This window comes from Neobacillus sp. CF12, assembly GCF_030348765.1.
Taxonomy (GTDB): domain Bacteria; phylum Bacillota; class Bacilli; order Bacillales; family Cytobacillaceae; genus Neobacillus.
In genome coordinates, this window is the sequence record NZ_JAUCEU010000007.1 from 4,770,911 (window position 1) to 4,784,891 (window position 13,981).

Sequence of the window (13,981 nt, forward strand, 5' to 3'; positions counted from 1 at the left end):
GGATTTTATTGGAAGATAATATTCAACTGCACGTTGATAAACTATTACAATACATGAGAGATGAGGCTTACAAACCTTTAACCGTCCAGGAACTGGAAGAGGCATTTGGCATTTCAGATTCGAGTGATTTTAAAGAATTTGTTAAAGCACTCGTTCAAATGGAAGAAAAAGGATTAGTAGTTCGTACTCGCAGCAACCGCTATGGCTTACCGCAAAAAATGAACCTAATTCGCGGGAAATTAACAGGCCACGCGAAAGGGTTTGCTTTCGTAATACCAGATGAGCCAGGGATGGACGATATTTTTATCCCGCCAAATGAAACCAACACGGCGATGCATGGAGATACCGTACTTGCACGTATTTCTTCAGAAAGCTCGGGTCAGCGCAGAGAAGGCAGCATTATTCGCATTCTAGAGCGGGGAGTCCAGCAAATTGTTGGTACATATGTGGAAAGCAAGAGCTTTGGTTTTGTAATACCTGATGACAAAAAATTTGCAAGTGATGTTTTTATCCCAAAGTCAGCATCTAAGGGTGCGGTCGAAGGTCATAAGGTTGTCGTCAAATTAACCACCTATCCAGAAGGCAGGAAAAGTGCTGAAGGTGAAGTCATTACAGTTCTTGGACATAAAAATGACCCCGGTGTGGATATATTATCGGTTATTCATAAACATGGTTTGCCGATGGCATTTCCAGACGAAGTATTAAAGCAGGCTAATGAGACACCGGATACGATTGATGAAAGTGAACTAGCGAACCGCCGCGATTTACGGAATGAGACGATTGTTACGATTGATGGAGCTGACGCGAAAGACCTGGATGATGCTGTTACCGTGAAAAAGCTTGAGAATGGCAACTATAAGCTTGGGGTACATATTGCTGATGTAAGCTATTATGTAAAAGAAGGTACGCCAATTGACTTAGAGGCAGAAGAGCGGGCAACAAGTGTCTACTTAGTTGACAGGGTAATTCCGATGATTCCACATCGATTATCGAATGGAATTTGCTCATTGAATCCACGTGTTGACCGCCTGGTGTTATCATGTGATATGGAAATTAATCCGGAAGGTCAAGTAGTTAAACATGAGATTTTCCAAAGTGTCATCAAGACTACTGAGAGAATGACCTATTTTGACGTAAATAAAATATTGGTTGATAAAGATGAGGAAACACGTTCGAGGTATGAATCTCTTGTTCCGATGTTTGAACAAATGGAGGAACTCGCCCAAATCTTGCGCGAGAAGAGAATGAAGCGTGGCGCCATTGATTTCGATTTTAAAGAATCAAAGGTATTGGTAGATGAGGATAGTAAACCAACAGATGTTGTTCTTCGTGAGCGATCAGTTGCAGAACGACTGATTGAAGAATTTATGCTGGCGGCCAATGAAACGGTTGCGGAGCATTTCCACTGGATGGAAGTACCGTTTATTTACCGTATCCACGAAGATCCAAAGGAAGATAAGCTAAGAAGATTTTTTGAGTTTATCACAAACTTTGGCTACATTGTTAAAGGCACAGCCAATGATGTACATCCAAGAGCCCTTCAGGAAATTATTGAGGAAGTTCAAGGAAAACCGGAAGAGATGGTTATTTCTACCGTTATGCTTCGTTCTATGCAACAGGCGAAATACGACCCAGAGAGTCTGGGACACTTTGGCTTATCAACAGAGTTTTATACTCATTTCACCTCGCCAATCAGACGGTACCCTGATACCATCGTTCATCGTTTGATTCGGACGTATTTAATCGAAGGAAAGCTTGATGAAACGACAAGGGAAAAATGGAATGCGAGATTACCTGAAATTGCTCAGCATTCATCCAAAATGGAGCGCCGGGCAGTTGACGCAGAACGTGAAACGGATGAACTAAAGAAAGCTGAATACATGGAAGATAAGATTGGTGAAGAGTATGACGGTATTATAAGCTCAGTTACCAATTTTGGAATGTTTGTCGAGCTTCCAAATACTATCGAAGGTCTCGTTCATGTCAGCTATTTGACGGATGATTACTATCGCTTTGATGAACGTCATTTTGCAATGATTGGCGAGCGGACAGGTAATGTATTCCGAATCGGTGATGAAATTACCGTTAGAGTGGTAAAGGTCAATAAAGACGAACGTTCAATTGATTTTGAGGTCGTCGGTATGAAAGGGACTCGCCGCGAGCGAACTGAGAATACAAGGGTATTTAAAACTGGCAGTGATACGAAAAAACCTCGCCGCAATAATACAGGTGGCCGTGGAGGTCAAAAGACTGAAGGTGCTGGACAGGGCTCAGGAGCGAGAAAGAAAAAGAAGTTTTACGATAATGTACCGAAAAATAAAAGCACCAAGCGCAAAAATAAGAAAAGGTAATTTTGGAGGGGACCTTTACAAGGTCCTCTTTCAATTGTTATGAATTCGGTTTTCTGCTAAAATGAATCCATAACGAGGTGAGAGACATGCCAAAAGGTGTAGGGAAAGTAGTTGCGCAAAATAAAAAGGCTTATCATGATTACTATATAGAAGAAACATACGAAGCCGGAATTGTTCTTCAAGGGACTGAAATTAAATCTATTCGCGCAGGAAAAGTGAATTTAAAGGATTCCTATGCAAGAATCCAGAATGGTGAAATGCATCTATTAAACATGCACGTCAGCCCATATGAGCAAGGAAATCGCTTTAATCATGATCCACTAAGACAAAGAAAGCTTTTGCTCCATAAACGAGAAATTAATAAGCTTTTTGGAGAAACTAGAGAAGCAGGTTATGCGCTAATTCCTTTAAAAATTTATTTGAAAAACGGTTTTGCTAAGGTGTTATTAGGATTAGCAAAAGGTAAAAAGAACTATGATAAGCGTGAAGTTTTAAAGCAAAAAGAAGCTAAGCGAGATGTTGAGCGCGCCTTCCGTGAGCGTCAAAAAATGTAATACAAAAATTTACAATTGAAAAAGACGCTCAGTGTGTTATAATAAGTTTGTCGCTAAGAAGCGATGAGAAACTTTTGCTCAAACTATTGTTGAGCATCCTAACGCTTGCTAAAATCTTTCATTAGATTTTGAGCACATTTTATAATGGGGGCGCTAAGGATTCGACAGGGGTAGTTCGAGCTTGGGTTGCGAGTCGAGGGGATCGGCCTCGTTAAAACGTCAACGCCTATAACTGGCAAAACTAACAACAACCTAGCTTTCGCAGCTTAATACTGCATAGCTGTTCGCCCCTCCATCGCCTATGTGGTAGGGTAGCGGACTCACTCTAAGTAGGCTACGCCGGAGTCCACCGTCTGAGGGCGAAGGAAGAGAACAACCAGACTAGCTGACCGGCCGCCTGTCGATAGGCAAAAGGATCAGCGAAGCGCCAATATGTCGACTACACTCGTAGAAGCTTAAGTGCCGATATCTTTGGACGCGGGTTCGATTAATTATTAGTCGCCTTATGTGGTAACACATAAGTGAAAATTCGGCTTTATCGGTGAAACCTAAGTCGCTTAACTGGCGATAAGGCAATGCCGAGCGGTATGTGGAGTAATCCAACAGCCGTGTATCGACTTATAGGCTGCCATTTCGAAAATGGTAGTACTAGGATGCGAAATCCTACCTTTAGGTAAAATTATATTTCGCATAAGACGCCGAAGGACCTGGGTAACACAGGTTCAAGATATAGTCAGTGCCATGACGAAAGCATGGAAACGCACGTCCCGCCGTCTCCACCATACATAAGGTGGATAACAAGATCAGCTGATGCTGGTCTTTTTTTATATGTTAAAAAGCCATTTTCAAATGCGAGTTTCTGTTCTAATAATTTTGGATTATATTTTCCGTTTCGAGGTGTTACCTTTTCATATTCCATAAGAATCCATTGAGCCCTTTTTCTTTTTTTCTCTACTCTTAGATATGGGGAGATATGAGTAAGTAAAGATAAAACATCCTCTTTTTTCTTAATAGTTAATGTATAAGAATCCTTATGATGTGCTGGATCATAATTCTTTTTATTTGTGATTGTTCCGCCGGAGAGAGGTTGAATGAACTGTAAAAGCTCCTTATCTGTTGAGGCGATTGAAATACATGAACGTCGATGTTCATTTGTATGCATTCTACTTAATGAAATAGAGCCTTCCCCATCAATGATTCCTGCAATATATGCTTCCTCCCAGCACTCCATAATGACTCACCCTCATATTCTTTCTATTTAATTACTAGTACATATGTTCTATATCTATTTTAATACTTATTTCCAAACTCTTCAAATTTCAACGAAAAAAAGCTATCCCTTCATAATGAAAGGATAGCTTTTTCATTTTTAATGCGGCATATTGTTGTTCATGTTCATATTGTTAGTTGGCATTTGTGTTTGACCCATATTTTGTCCCATAGTGGAACCTTGTGCTGTGGCAAAAGAATTTCTGTAAGTATTCATGTCTGTCTCTGCAAGCTGTGGAACTTGATAGTAATGGTGTTTATTTTGATAAACAGAAAGTTCATAACCCATTTCTATGCAATTTGGAATCGAATCAGCAAGCACACGGCGAACAACGGGATTGGTTGTTTCTAGCGCTGCCATTGTTTTCATCGAGGCACCTGATTTACAGGAAGCAAGCATACAGCTTGAAATGTATTCATCATTTATCTCAGATACGGATTGCCAAGGTTTCTTTGGCTGCGTTGGCTTCATGCCATAGATGAAGTCATTCCCTTGGTTCATCATATATTTGGAAGTTGGATGGGAAGGATTTTGTCCAGATTTGAAACATTCAACAGTGATGTTGTATTCATCCTGCATGAATTTATACTGACGGTCAAGAATGTCCAGTAATTCAGGGTCTTTTACATGTTGGCGCAATAACATGTACTGATTCAGTGTACCAATTGCTGCACCTAATACTTCATTTAAGTCGATTACCTCATGTCCTCCATGATTTAGTTGTGGAGGTACATTACCTGTATGCATGTTTTGGTGCATCTGACCTTGTTGTCCTTGCTGGTTTTGCATCATTTACTTCTCCTCCTAGTTGAGTAATATTAGCCATAGTTATTATGTATCAATTGACCGTAGTTATTCATATCACCAATATGTTCAAAAGATTGTAATTTGAGGGCGTTTTTCTACAATTTTGGTTTTAGAAAAACAAAACACGTCAATAATGACAGGTAGTGAGTAATAGGAGGTGCGCGCGGAGTGCAAGAGGAATTAAAAATCTTTTATCAAATATTTACCACCACTAAAGATGCAATTGAAAAATTTATGAATATGCTTGATCCGGTAATCCAAAATGCTGAGGATGAACATGAGAGACTATATTATCACCATATCTATGAGGAAGAAGAACAGCGTCTATCCCGATTAGTTGTCCTAATACCGCTCATTAGCAAATTTCAACAAGTAAAAGATGAGAAAGAGTTTTCGCCAGCCAACAATGAATTTAATCGACTTTTACAAGAACTTAACCTTGAAAAGTTTGGTTTACATAACTTTGTCGAACACCTGGATTTAGCGCTTTTTCGTTTTACCGACCCAGAACGAAGCAGCCTGTTAAATGGTTTAAGGGAAGTATCCTATAAGGATTATCAACAGGTAAAGCAAATGCTGCTCGATATAAACAGTCGTTTTGATACGAATTATGTGGATCCACACGCCCATCATGATGAGCATCATGATCATTTGGACCGTTCAGGTTCACATTCAATTGATACCCATTTTACAACATCTAAAAAACAGAAAAAAGGTTTTACGGTAGGAAGCCTAATATAAGAAAAGAGAGGAAAGACAAATGAACAAAACCCAATTATACCCCGATTCTCCGTTATCGAATCAGGAATTTACCCAATTGGATCAAACTGTAATTGATGCAGCCCGAAGACAATTGGTCGGGCGTCGCTTTATTGAGTTATACGGTCCACTAGGCAGGGGTGTCCAAAGTATATTTAATGATATCTTTTCTGAAAATTTAGAAGCAAAAATGGATTTTCAAGGATCTTTTGATACCGATATCGAGTCAAGTAAACGGGTGAATTACACCATACCATTACTATATAAAGACTTCGTTTTATACTGGCGTGATCTTGAGCAGGCAAAGGTTTTGGATATTCCAATAGATTTTTCTGCAGCAGCAAATGCAGCTCGGGACGTTGCGATTCTGGAGGACCAGATGATTTTCCATGGGGCAAGGGAGTTTGACATCCCTGGTTTAATGAATGTACCGGGAAGAATCACACAATTGATTAGTGAATGGTATGAGTCAGGCAACGCTTTTCAAGATATCGTTGATGCAAGAAATAAGCTGCTTGAGATGAATCATAATGGACCATTTGCACTTGTGCTTTCACCCCAGTTATATTCACTGATTCATCGTGTGCACCGCGATACCAATGTTTTAGAAATAGAACATATTCGTGAATTGGTTACGGATGGGGTATTCCAATCTCCTGTTTTAAAAGGAAAATCGGGTGTATTGGTCAATACAGGGAAAAATAATTTAGACTTGGCCGTTTCAGAGGATTTTGAGACAGCTTATTTAGGGGAAGAAGGGTTGAATCATCCTTTCCGTGTTTTTGAAACCGTTGTTTTGCGAATTAAGCGACCTTCAGCCATCTGTACGTTGGAAGCTATGGAAGACTAATGAATAATCGCATTTTCACTGTTGGTTCACTGATCCCAGGAAGGATAATGGTAAAACAGCAACAAGCTCCAACACCAACACCAACAGTGACTCATAAACCTAAGGCTGATGTGATTATCGTGGAGCAAAATGGCGGTAAGATTGAGATTCAACCGGTAAAAGGAAAGCTATTGGATGCTGCCCTTGATCAAGGCAAGCAAATCAATTATAAATGTCGCAAAGGAACATGCGGACAGTGTACCGTTAAAGTTTTAAAAGGAACGGGATTATCTGCCCCAAATGATCAGGAGCAGAAAAAGCTTAAGAATGAATTAACAAACGGGTATCGCTTGGCTTGTCAGGCTGAAATACTTTGAAATAATCCATTCAAAAAGAACAAAAAAACGAGGCCCATCTATACAGGACCTCGTTTTTTTATGCTAATTTCACAATTTTATCTTCAACTGGGAATGGAAGTGAGATATTGTGTTTATTCAATTCATTTACACTAATATCTTGAACAAGCCTTAGTGCTTCTTTTTTAAATGTTTTCGTTACAAATCCAGCGTTAACTTCACATAGTTTTTGTAGGTATTGTAAAGTATCCCTGACTAGCATTTGTTTAATATATGTGTTATTGAGCTGACAGATTAATTTATGTTCTAACCCTTTTATCACGCCAATTTGATCGACATGGGCAATGATATTCTGCCCATCTTCATCAATAAAACCAACCGATACATATTGGCCTTTTGAGAAATCAACATTTGTAAACACTGGGTTTAGATAGATTTCACCGGAAGCGAGGCGAATCGAATCAGCTTCTGCAGCACCGCCAATTTTACGTTGATTTGCAATAACCGTGTGAATATCCTTTAACCCAAATAGCATGTTATACATATTGATGATCCCCCTTTTTTTCGAAGATGTCTATATGGGTAATTCTATAGATAATGAGAATCATTGTCAATGGAATATAAGGTCAAATTTTGACGATAAAATGAATTTAGGTGGTGGGAATTTATTACAGCAACCAGTTATGTGCTAACGAAAGAAGTGTAAGGAAAGATAAACTTAGGGATATTGATAAAAACAGTTTTGCACCTGTTCTCCGAATGAAAGGAAATAGGAAGGATGCTAAAAGACTAAACCATCCGATGACACTTACAATAATAAAGCTATCAAGTACAATATGAGATGGTTGTCCTATATAAAATAAACCCCCTAAAAAAACACATACCAACAGTGGAATGAAAACATCCTTACTTACTTTTACTACGGGTTCACTTTCATCTTCTAGAGAATTTTTCATAAGAAGAGGATAGATAAAATAAGGCAGGACAAAACCAAAGGAGATTCCAGTCCCTAATCTGCGAAGATTATTTGATTCAAATAGATGTGCATAGGAACCAATTCCATCTATCATTAATGGAATAAGAAATAAAAGGAGTAAGAAACTCATTTTAATAGAAGGAATTGTAATCCTTTGTCTGCGTTTGGTGAGATGTAAATATGCTAGTGTTGAAAAGATACCAATATAAATGCCTGTATCTCTTGCACAAACTGTAAGTGCTTCTCCAGACACTTGGAGCGATCGTTCTTCTAATTGATGACAAATGGCCATTCCGAAAAAATGCAATAATTCATGCAACAACTCCATCACTCCTAGTAAAAAACCCAATTCACTCTAAAGAATTGGGTTTTTCTCATGAAATTAGTACGTCATAAATGCGGGTATAATGGAAAGTGCAGAAGCAGCAAACCAGCAAATGCAGCTAAGGACAATCGCAACAATACCAATAATTAAACAAGTTTTTCCGACGGCTTTCTTATCTATATCTTGGTCATTCATCCAAACAATCCCTAAAATGATGCCAACAACAGGTATGAAAAAAGACAAAATGTATAAGAGTGCTTTCTGACCTCCTGACAACTTCAATCCCCTCCAATTAGAAACGAGATAAATCAGTGCTCTTTGAATATGTATGAGAGAGGGAAGGATATTTTGCCTGTCTAGCTGCTAGAAATTTCTTTAATGTTCCCTGGGCCTTTAGGGTGAATCTTTTTTTTAAAAGATTCAGTCTTAAAAGTAACAATTAGGCACTTATTTGTTATAATAAATTTAATACATAGTTCTTCAGGACATAAAAATGGGGTTTGGTAAAATAATATGATAAATAATCTAATTAAAAGCAGTGGTTTTAAAAGAATTTTAATTTTTGTCTTACTCGCGTTAGTTCTTTATGGACTAAAAGATATGATCAATTTGATTTTATTTACCTTTATTTTCACCTTTTTAATGGACCGGTTAGTAATCTTCTTGAACAGAAAAATACCACTTAATCGAAAAATACTTGTTGTTGCATCCTATTCCACCATTGTAGGTCTTCTCTCGTATGGTCTTGTGAAATATTTACCAATGATTATTGGTGAAATAACAGCTCTTATAAAGCAGATTACGACCTTCTATACTTCTAAGCATGACAATATCATATTAAATTATCTGGTAGAGAGGCTTGAGGAAATTCAAATCTCAAGCTATTTAGAGAGAGGTTTTACCTTTTTAATCACCTATTTCACAGATATTAGTACATTTGGCTTGCAAATACTTATCGCCCTTTTAATGAGCTTGTTTTTCTTATTAGAAAAACCAAGACTAATTGAATTTACGAAAAAGTTTAAAACAAGCAAGGTTGCTTCTATTTACGCAGAAATTGAATTTTTCTCGGCTAAGTTTGTGGGGACATTCGGAAAGGTAATTGAAGCACAAATAATTATTGCGGTGGTTAACTGTATTCTAACAACGATTGCATTATGGATTTTTGGTTTCCCGCAATTAGGCGGACTGTCCATTATGATCTTATTTTTGGGCTTGATCCCTGTTGCCGGAGTAATCATTTCGCTTATACCACTAGTCATTATTGGTTATAGTATTGGCGGGGTTATGACAGTCCTTTATGTTTTTATCGCGATTATGATTATACACGCAATTGAAGCATATATATTAAATCCAAACTTAATGTCATCCAAAACGAATTTACCTGTTTTCTACACATTCCTAGTATTAATTTTCTCGGAACACTTCTTTGGGGTTTGGGGCTTAATCATTGGTATTCCCGTTTTTGTTTTCATCTTGGATGTATTAGAAGTAACAGACAATAAAAAAGTATAAAAAACAGTTGAAGGTGATAGGATGAGCGAATGTAAATTGAATCATTCCATTGAAGATGTTAAAAATAAATTCGAATCACAAGTTGCATTTCTTCCTGCTGAAGTAAAGCCATTATTTGAGCATTTTATAACAAAAGAACATACCCAAGACCTATTAAATGAAGTATTTCATCTATTGAAAAAATATGATTTAGCTTCAAAAGAAGAGAGAAATGCAAGAAATAACCGATTATTATTAGTGCTGAAAAATGTTTAAAGTTAAACCTCCAGCAATGGAGGCTTTTTTTTGGGAAATATTCTCTCAATAGGAAGGCGGCTATAATCATGAAAGTTGCTCTTTTAGAAAATAGTAAAGATATCTAAAATGCAGGAGAAAGAAGGGGTATAGTGGGAGAATTATTTAGATTATTGAGAAAAGGTAATAAATCTGCCTTGATTGCAGGAATCGTTAACACCATTATTTCTATCGCCAAAGGTGTTGCATATATGTACACTGGAAATGTCGCCATGTTTGCAGAAACGATGCATAGTCTAGGGGATGCCGCCAACCAGTTTTTCGTGTTTATCGGTTCGGCCTTAAGTAAGAAGTCTCCAACTGAACGCTTTCCAAATGGCTTTGGTCGATTGGTTAACTTAGTATTACTAGGTGCAGTACTAATTGTTGGGATTATGGCGTTTGAGACAATCCAGGAAGGGTATCATCATATCCTTCATCCGGCTGAATCCGAAGGGTTTTTAATTAATGTGGGCGTTCTGGCATTCGCCCTCATCCTAGAGATATACGTACTTTATAAGGCAATGAAGGAAGTCATGCATGAAGTTGGTGAACCTGCAAGTGGTCTAAGTGTCATCTTTAGAAGTTTTGCCCATCTAGGAAGAGCAAAGCCTGCCACAAAGTTAGTTTTTATGGAAGATTTAGTCGCGACCAGCGGCGGATTACTAGCAATACTGGCTGTCATCATATCCCACTTTACCGGTGTCCTTTGGATTGAGGGAGCAGCTTCCATCCTAATTGGTTTAATGATGTTCTTCGTGGTAGGAAGAGTCTTTTTGGATAATGCTGCGGGTGTTCTTGGAAGGGCAGATGAGGAAATGGAAGAGAAAATTGGTCAATTAGTGATGTCTGATCCAGATGTTAAAGATATCCAAGACCTTGCTGTAATTAAAGAAGGGGAAGATTTACATGTGGAATTAGAAATTGAAATTGACCCAAGTCTCACGATAGCAGCTGCAGATGATATTAAAGACCGTCTACAGGAGAAAATCATGGCAGAAAAAGGCGTTGTTGATGTCACGATTGAGTTTGATGAAGAAGATGGAGTCTCGACGTGGAAACCTGATACAACAGAAAAATAAAGATAGGCTTGCTAAGTAGCAGCCTATCTTTATTCCCAGGGCTTTTCAGTTGTAAAATAACTTGCTAGTTCCTTACTGCTTTTTCGATGTTCTTTACGTTTTTCAGCTCTTTCTTTTCCTGTTTCATAGAGTTTTTTTTCTTCTTCTGTTTCAGGAATAATCCTTGGAACTTTTGTCGGTTTTCCGTTTTCATCCAGTGCAACAAAGGTGAAAAAGGCAGTGGCAGCTATCTTTCGATTGCCCGTTAATAAATTTTCGGCAATGATTTTTACGAAAACTTCTATCGATGATGTACCTGTCCAGGTGACAAAGGATTCAAAGCAAACGGAGTCCTGTTGGGTAATCGGACTAAGAAAATCTACGGAGTCCGTTGAGGCGGTAACACATTCTTTTCTTGAATGACGTGCAGCTGAGATGGATGCAAGCATATCCATATCACTCATTAGTTTTCCGCCAAACATCGTATTATGGTTATTTACATCGTTTGGAAAGATCCTGCTCGTTCGAACAACTCTTGATTCATTACATGTTTTTGATTCCATTATTTTCCTCCGTTATCTGAGATATCTTTATTTTTAGCGGAAATCTGATTCTGTAATCATATCATTTAGAAAGCTAAAATGTTAGATTTAAGGCGTAGATGGATTAGTTATGATAAATTACATATATGTATGAATAGAATGGAGGTTCAAAATGGTTACCATGCAAAGAGAAATTATGCAGACATTGAACGTTAAATCTGAGGTTAATCCTAAGGAAGAGATAAGAAATCGAATTGATTTTTTAAAAACTTATCTGTTAAAAACAAAGTCAAAGGGATATGTACTCGGAATTAGTGGAGGGCAAGATTCAACTTTGGCGGGACGGCTTGTGCAGTTAGCCGTGGAGGAACTTCGAAGCGAAGGGAAGGACGCATTATTTATTGCAGTCCGACTGCCTTACGGTGTTCAGAAAGATGAAGCAGATGCCATTCGTGCGATGAACTTCATTCGTGCAGACCGTCAGTATACATATAATATTCAAAGTGCAGTTGACGCCGTTCAAACGGAGTATAATGCTGTAACTTCCTCAGAGCCCTTAAGCGATTATCATAAAGGAAATGTGAAGGCAAGGATGAGAATGATTGCTCAATATGCTTTTGGAGGAATGGAAGGATTGCTGGTAATAGGTACAGACCATGCAGCTGAGGCGGTTACTGGATTTTATACAAAATACGGTGATGGTGGCGTAGATGTATTGCCGTTGAGCGGATTGACGAAACGCCAGGGAAAAGCATTACTTAAAGAGCTTGGTGCAGAGGAAAGCCTTTATATGAAAGTACCAACAGCTGATTTGCTTGATCATAAGCCTGGTCAAGCGGATGAAACAGAACTTGGAATTTCATATGATGACATCGATGATTACTTAGAAGGAAAGCCAGTCTCAAAGGAAATCGCAGATAAGATTGAAAAACGTTATCTTTTAACAGAACATAAACGACAACTTCCAGCATCTATGTTTGATCAATGGTGGAAGTAAGGGAGAGGAAAATAATCCTCTCTTTTTTGTTTTTGAAAAATTCATAAAAATGATATATTTCCACCGTTTATTCGTAGAGAGAGGTTTTATAATTATAAGTAAACGAATGAATTGTAAAATAAAGGATGTGGGAAATATGAAATCGAGGATAACGGAAACTAAATTCCTATTCTATACTGTTAGTGCTATTTTTTTATTGATGATGGTTCGTATTTTCCTCTCTGAGATTTATACCATTTACAATCCCGATAACTATGTAAGTATACATTCCTTTTTAGAGATAATCTGTATATCCATTTCGGTTACTATTTTCCTTTACGGATTAAAAAAGTATAGTACAACAAAATCACTCACTTTGTTACTTCTGGCATTCACGTTTTTTATCGTAGGTACCATTGATCTCTTCCATACTCTTTCCTTCAACGGGATGCCGTTTATTATTACCGCCAGTTCTGTCCAGAAAGCTACTTGGTTTTGGGTTACAGCAAGAGTCATTCAAACCATCTTGATGCTCACTCTAATACTACTGTCAGAGAAGAAGCTAAAGAGAGATTATCGACTAATAACATTGGTTGTTGGAGTTGTCTTAACGGCAACAGTCGGATTTATTATCATTTCTTTTGAAAAGGCGCTCCCGATGCTTGTAATAGAAGGTAAGGGGACAACAATGTTAAAAAATGGGATTGAATAGGGGGTAAGTTTTATCTTATTTATTTCATTAGTTGTGTCGTTATACCAATATTATTTGGAGAAAAAGGAAGACAAATTATATTTTGCCTTAGCGTTTGTCTTTTTATTGCTAACCGAATTAATTTTTACCATTTATCAAAGTGTTTTTGACTTTAATAACTTTTTAGGTCACATATATAAAGTATTTGGTTTTTACTTTATTCTAAAAGGGTTCTATTTTACGGAGTATTATAATCAAAATCAAAAAGATCAATCAAACTTACAAACAACTATGTCAGAACAACCCGGATTATTTTTTAGGTTAAAGAAGAATGGGAAACAATTCATTTGTACAAATATAGAGGGTGAATTATTGCGCGATATTCGTTATTCTCAGGAAGTGATTGTAGGGGAATCGATTTCTAAAATCCTCACACCAATGGATGCTTCCATAAATAAATACTGCCAGTTATCTTTGAACCTTCAAGAAGGTGTAACTTTTGAAATGGTATGTCAGGATAAATTATTGTTAATTTCCATCAAACCATCTGTTGACGAAATTGGCCAAGATGTTATACTAGGAACGGCCATGGATATGACCGGAGTATTTCCTCGAAGGTTCAACCCTAAGCAGATTAGTCAAGAAGAAAATAAAAACGTCAAAATAGTAATGTAATCAATACAAGGATTACCTTAC

Annotated in this window: 15 protein-coding genes, 1 other RNA gene and 1 pseudogene; 11 read left to right on the plus strand and 6 right to left on the minus strand. The window is 37.7% G+C overall.

The genetic code is table 11. The annotated features are described in order from the left end of the window. Positions 1–8: 8 nt before the first annotated feature. The 3 genes from rnr to ssrA all read left to right on the plus strand — a co-directional run bounded on the left by rnr (position 9) and on the right by ssrA (position 3,395). Positions 9–2,351: a ribonuclease R gene (rnr, locus tag QUG14_RS22605; protein ID WP_289342706.1), complete on the plus strand. Its 2,343-nt coding sequence runs from the start codon at positions 9–11 to the stop codon at positions 2,349–2,351. 86 nt (positions 2,352–2,437) lie between these two features. Continuing rightward, positions 2,438–2,905: an SsrA-binding protein SmpB gene (smpB, locus tag QUG14_RS22610; RefSeq protein ID WP_289342707.1), complete on the plus strand. Its 468-nt coding sequence runs from the start codon at positions 2,438–2,440 to the stop codon at positions 2,903–2,905. A gap of 154 nt (positions 2,906–3,059) precedes the next feature. After that, positions 3,060–3,395, plus strand: a transfer-messenger RNA (tmRNA) gene (gene ssrA / locus QUG14_RS22615). 243 nt (positions 3,396–3,638) lie between these two features. On the opposite strand, the gene QUG14_RS22620 is transcribed toward ssrA, so the two are convergent. Further along, on the minus strand, positions 3,639–4,136 hold the full coding sequence (locus QUG14_RS22620; RefSeq protein WP_289342708.1) for an LAGLIDADG family homing endonuclease: 498 nt from the start codon (positions 4,134–4,136) through the stop codon (positions 3,639–3,641). 138 nt (positions 4,137–4,274) lie between these two features. Next, complete coding sequence (locus tag QUG14_RS22625; RefSeq protein ID WP_483310814.1) at positions 4,275–4,964, minus strand: spore coat protein; 690 nt, start codon at positions 4,962–4,964, stop codon at positions 4,275–4,277. A 186-nt stretch (positions 4,965–5,150) separates the two neighbouring features. On the opposite strand from QUG14_RS22625, the gene QUG14_RS22630 reads away from it, so the two are divergent. From QUG14_RS22630 to QUG14_RS22640, 3 genes are read left to right on the plus strand one after another with little or no spacing between them, the layout of a single operon-like run. Then, the gene (locus tag QUG14_RS22630) at positions 5,151–5,723 is read left to right on the plus strand and encodes an IMEF encapsulin system ferritin-like cargo protein (RefSeq protein WP_289342710.1); all 573 of its coding nucleotides are present in this window, start codon (positions 5,151–5,153) and stop codon (positions 5,721–5,723) included. Positions 5,724–5,742: 19 nt separating this feature from the next. Beyond that, positions 5,743–6,591: a family 1 encapsulin nanocompartment shell protein gene (locus QUG14_RS22635; protein WP_289342711.1), complete on the plus strand. Its 849-nt coding sequence runs from the start codon at positions 5,743–5,745 to the stop codon at positions 6,589–6,591. Continuing rightward, positions 6,591–6,947 carry a 2Fe-2S iron-sulfur cluster-binding protein gene (locus QUG14_RS22640; protein WP_289342712.1) on the plus strand — a complete coding sequence of 119 codons (357 nt, stop codon included), beginning with the start codon at positions 6,591–6,593 and terminating at the stop codon, positions 6,945–6,947. Before QUG14_RS22635 ends, QUG14_RS22640 begins: the two co-directional genes overlap by 1 nt. A gap of 58 nt (positions 6,948–7,005) precedes the next feature. Here the strand turns inward: QUG14_RS22640 and QUG14_RS22645 are convergent, their stop codons facing one another. The 3 genes from QUG14_RS22645 to QUG14_RS22655 all read right to left on the minus strand — a co-directional run bounded on the left by QUG14_RS22645 (position 7,006) and on the right by QUG14_RS22655 (position 8,503). Further along, entirely contained in the window at positions 7,006–7,470 is a 465-nt protein-coding gene (locus QUG14_RS22645; RefSeq protein ID WP_289342713.1) for a hypothetical protein, read from the minus strand. A 124-nt stretch (positions 7,471–7,594) separates the two neighbouring features. Continuing rightward, positions 7,595–8,224 carry a DUF2085 domain-containing protein gene (locus QUG14_RS22650; RefSeq protein ID WP_289342714.1) on the minus strand — a complete coding sequence of 210 codons (630 nt, stop codon included), beginning with the start codon at positions 8,222–8,224 and terminating at the stop codon, positions 7,595–7,597. Between the two features lie 60 nt (positions 8,225–8,284). Further along, positions 8,285–8,503 (minus strand): hypothetical protein, encoded by a 219-nt coding sequence (locus QUG14_RS22655; RefSeq protein WP_095246705.1) that lies wholly within the window; start codon positions 8,501–8,503, stop codon positions 8,285–8,287. Positions 8,504–8,740: 237 nt separating this feature from the next. Here QUG14_RS22655 and QUG14_RS22660 point away from each other — a divergent pair, with 237 nt between their 5' ends. The 3 genes from QUG14_RS22660 to QUG14_RS22670 all read left to right on the plus strand — a co-directional run bounded on the left by QUG14_RS22660 (position 8,741) and on the right by QUG14_RS22670 (position 11,097). Further along, positions 8,741–9,742 carry an AI-2E family transporter gene (locus QUG14_RS22660; protein WP_289342715.1) on the plus strand — a complete coding sequence of 334 codons (1,002 nt, stop codon included), beginning with the start codon at positions 8,741–8,743 and terminating at the stop codon, positions 9,740–9,742. A 21-nt stretch (positions 9,743–9,763) separates the two neighbouring features. Further along, the gene (locus QUG14_RS22665; protein WP_289342716.1) at positions 9,764–9,997 is read left to right on the plus strand and encodes a hypothetical protein; all 234 of its coding nucleotides are present in this window, start codon (positions 9,764–9,766) and stop codon (positions 9,995–9,997) included. Between the two features lie 131 nt (positions 9,998–10,128). Next, the gene (locus QUG14_RS22670) at positions 10,129–11,097 is read left to right on the plus strand and encodes a cation diffusion facilitator family transporter (protein WP_289342717.1); all 969 of its coding nucleotides are present in this window, start codon (positions 10,129–10,131) and stop codon (positions 11,095–11,097) included. A 29-nt stretch (positions 11,098–11,126) separates the two neighbouring features. Here the strand turns inward: QUG14_RS22670 and QUG14_RS22675 are convergent, their stop codons facing one another. Next, complete coding sequence (locus tag QUG14_RS22675; RefSeq protein WP_289342718.1) at positions 11,127–11,639, minus strand: acyl-CoA thioesterase; 513 nt, start codon at positions 11,637–11,639, stop codon at positions 11,127–11,129. A 151-nt stretch (positions 11,640–11,790) separates the two neighbouring features. Here QUG14_RS22675 and nadE point away from each other — a divergent pair, with 151 nt between their 5' ends. Together nadE and QUG14_RS22685 are read left to right on the plus strand one after the other, a co-directional pair. After that, entirely contained in the window at positions 11,791–12,615 is an 825-nt protein-coding gene (gene nadE / locus QUG14_RS22680; protein WP_289342719.1) for an ammonia-dependent NAD(+) synthetase, read from the plus strand. Positions 12,616–12,817: 202 nt separating this feature from the next. After that, a pseudogene (locus tag QUG14_RS22685) lies at positions 12,818–13,960 on the plus strand (MASE3 domain-containing protein). Positions 13,961–13,981: the final 21 nt, after the last annotated feature.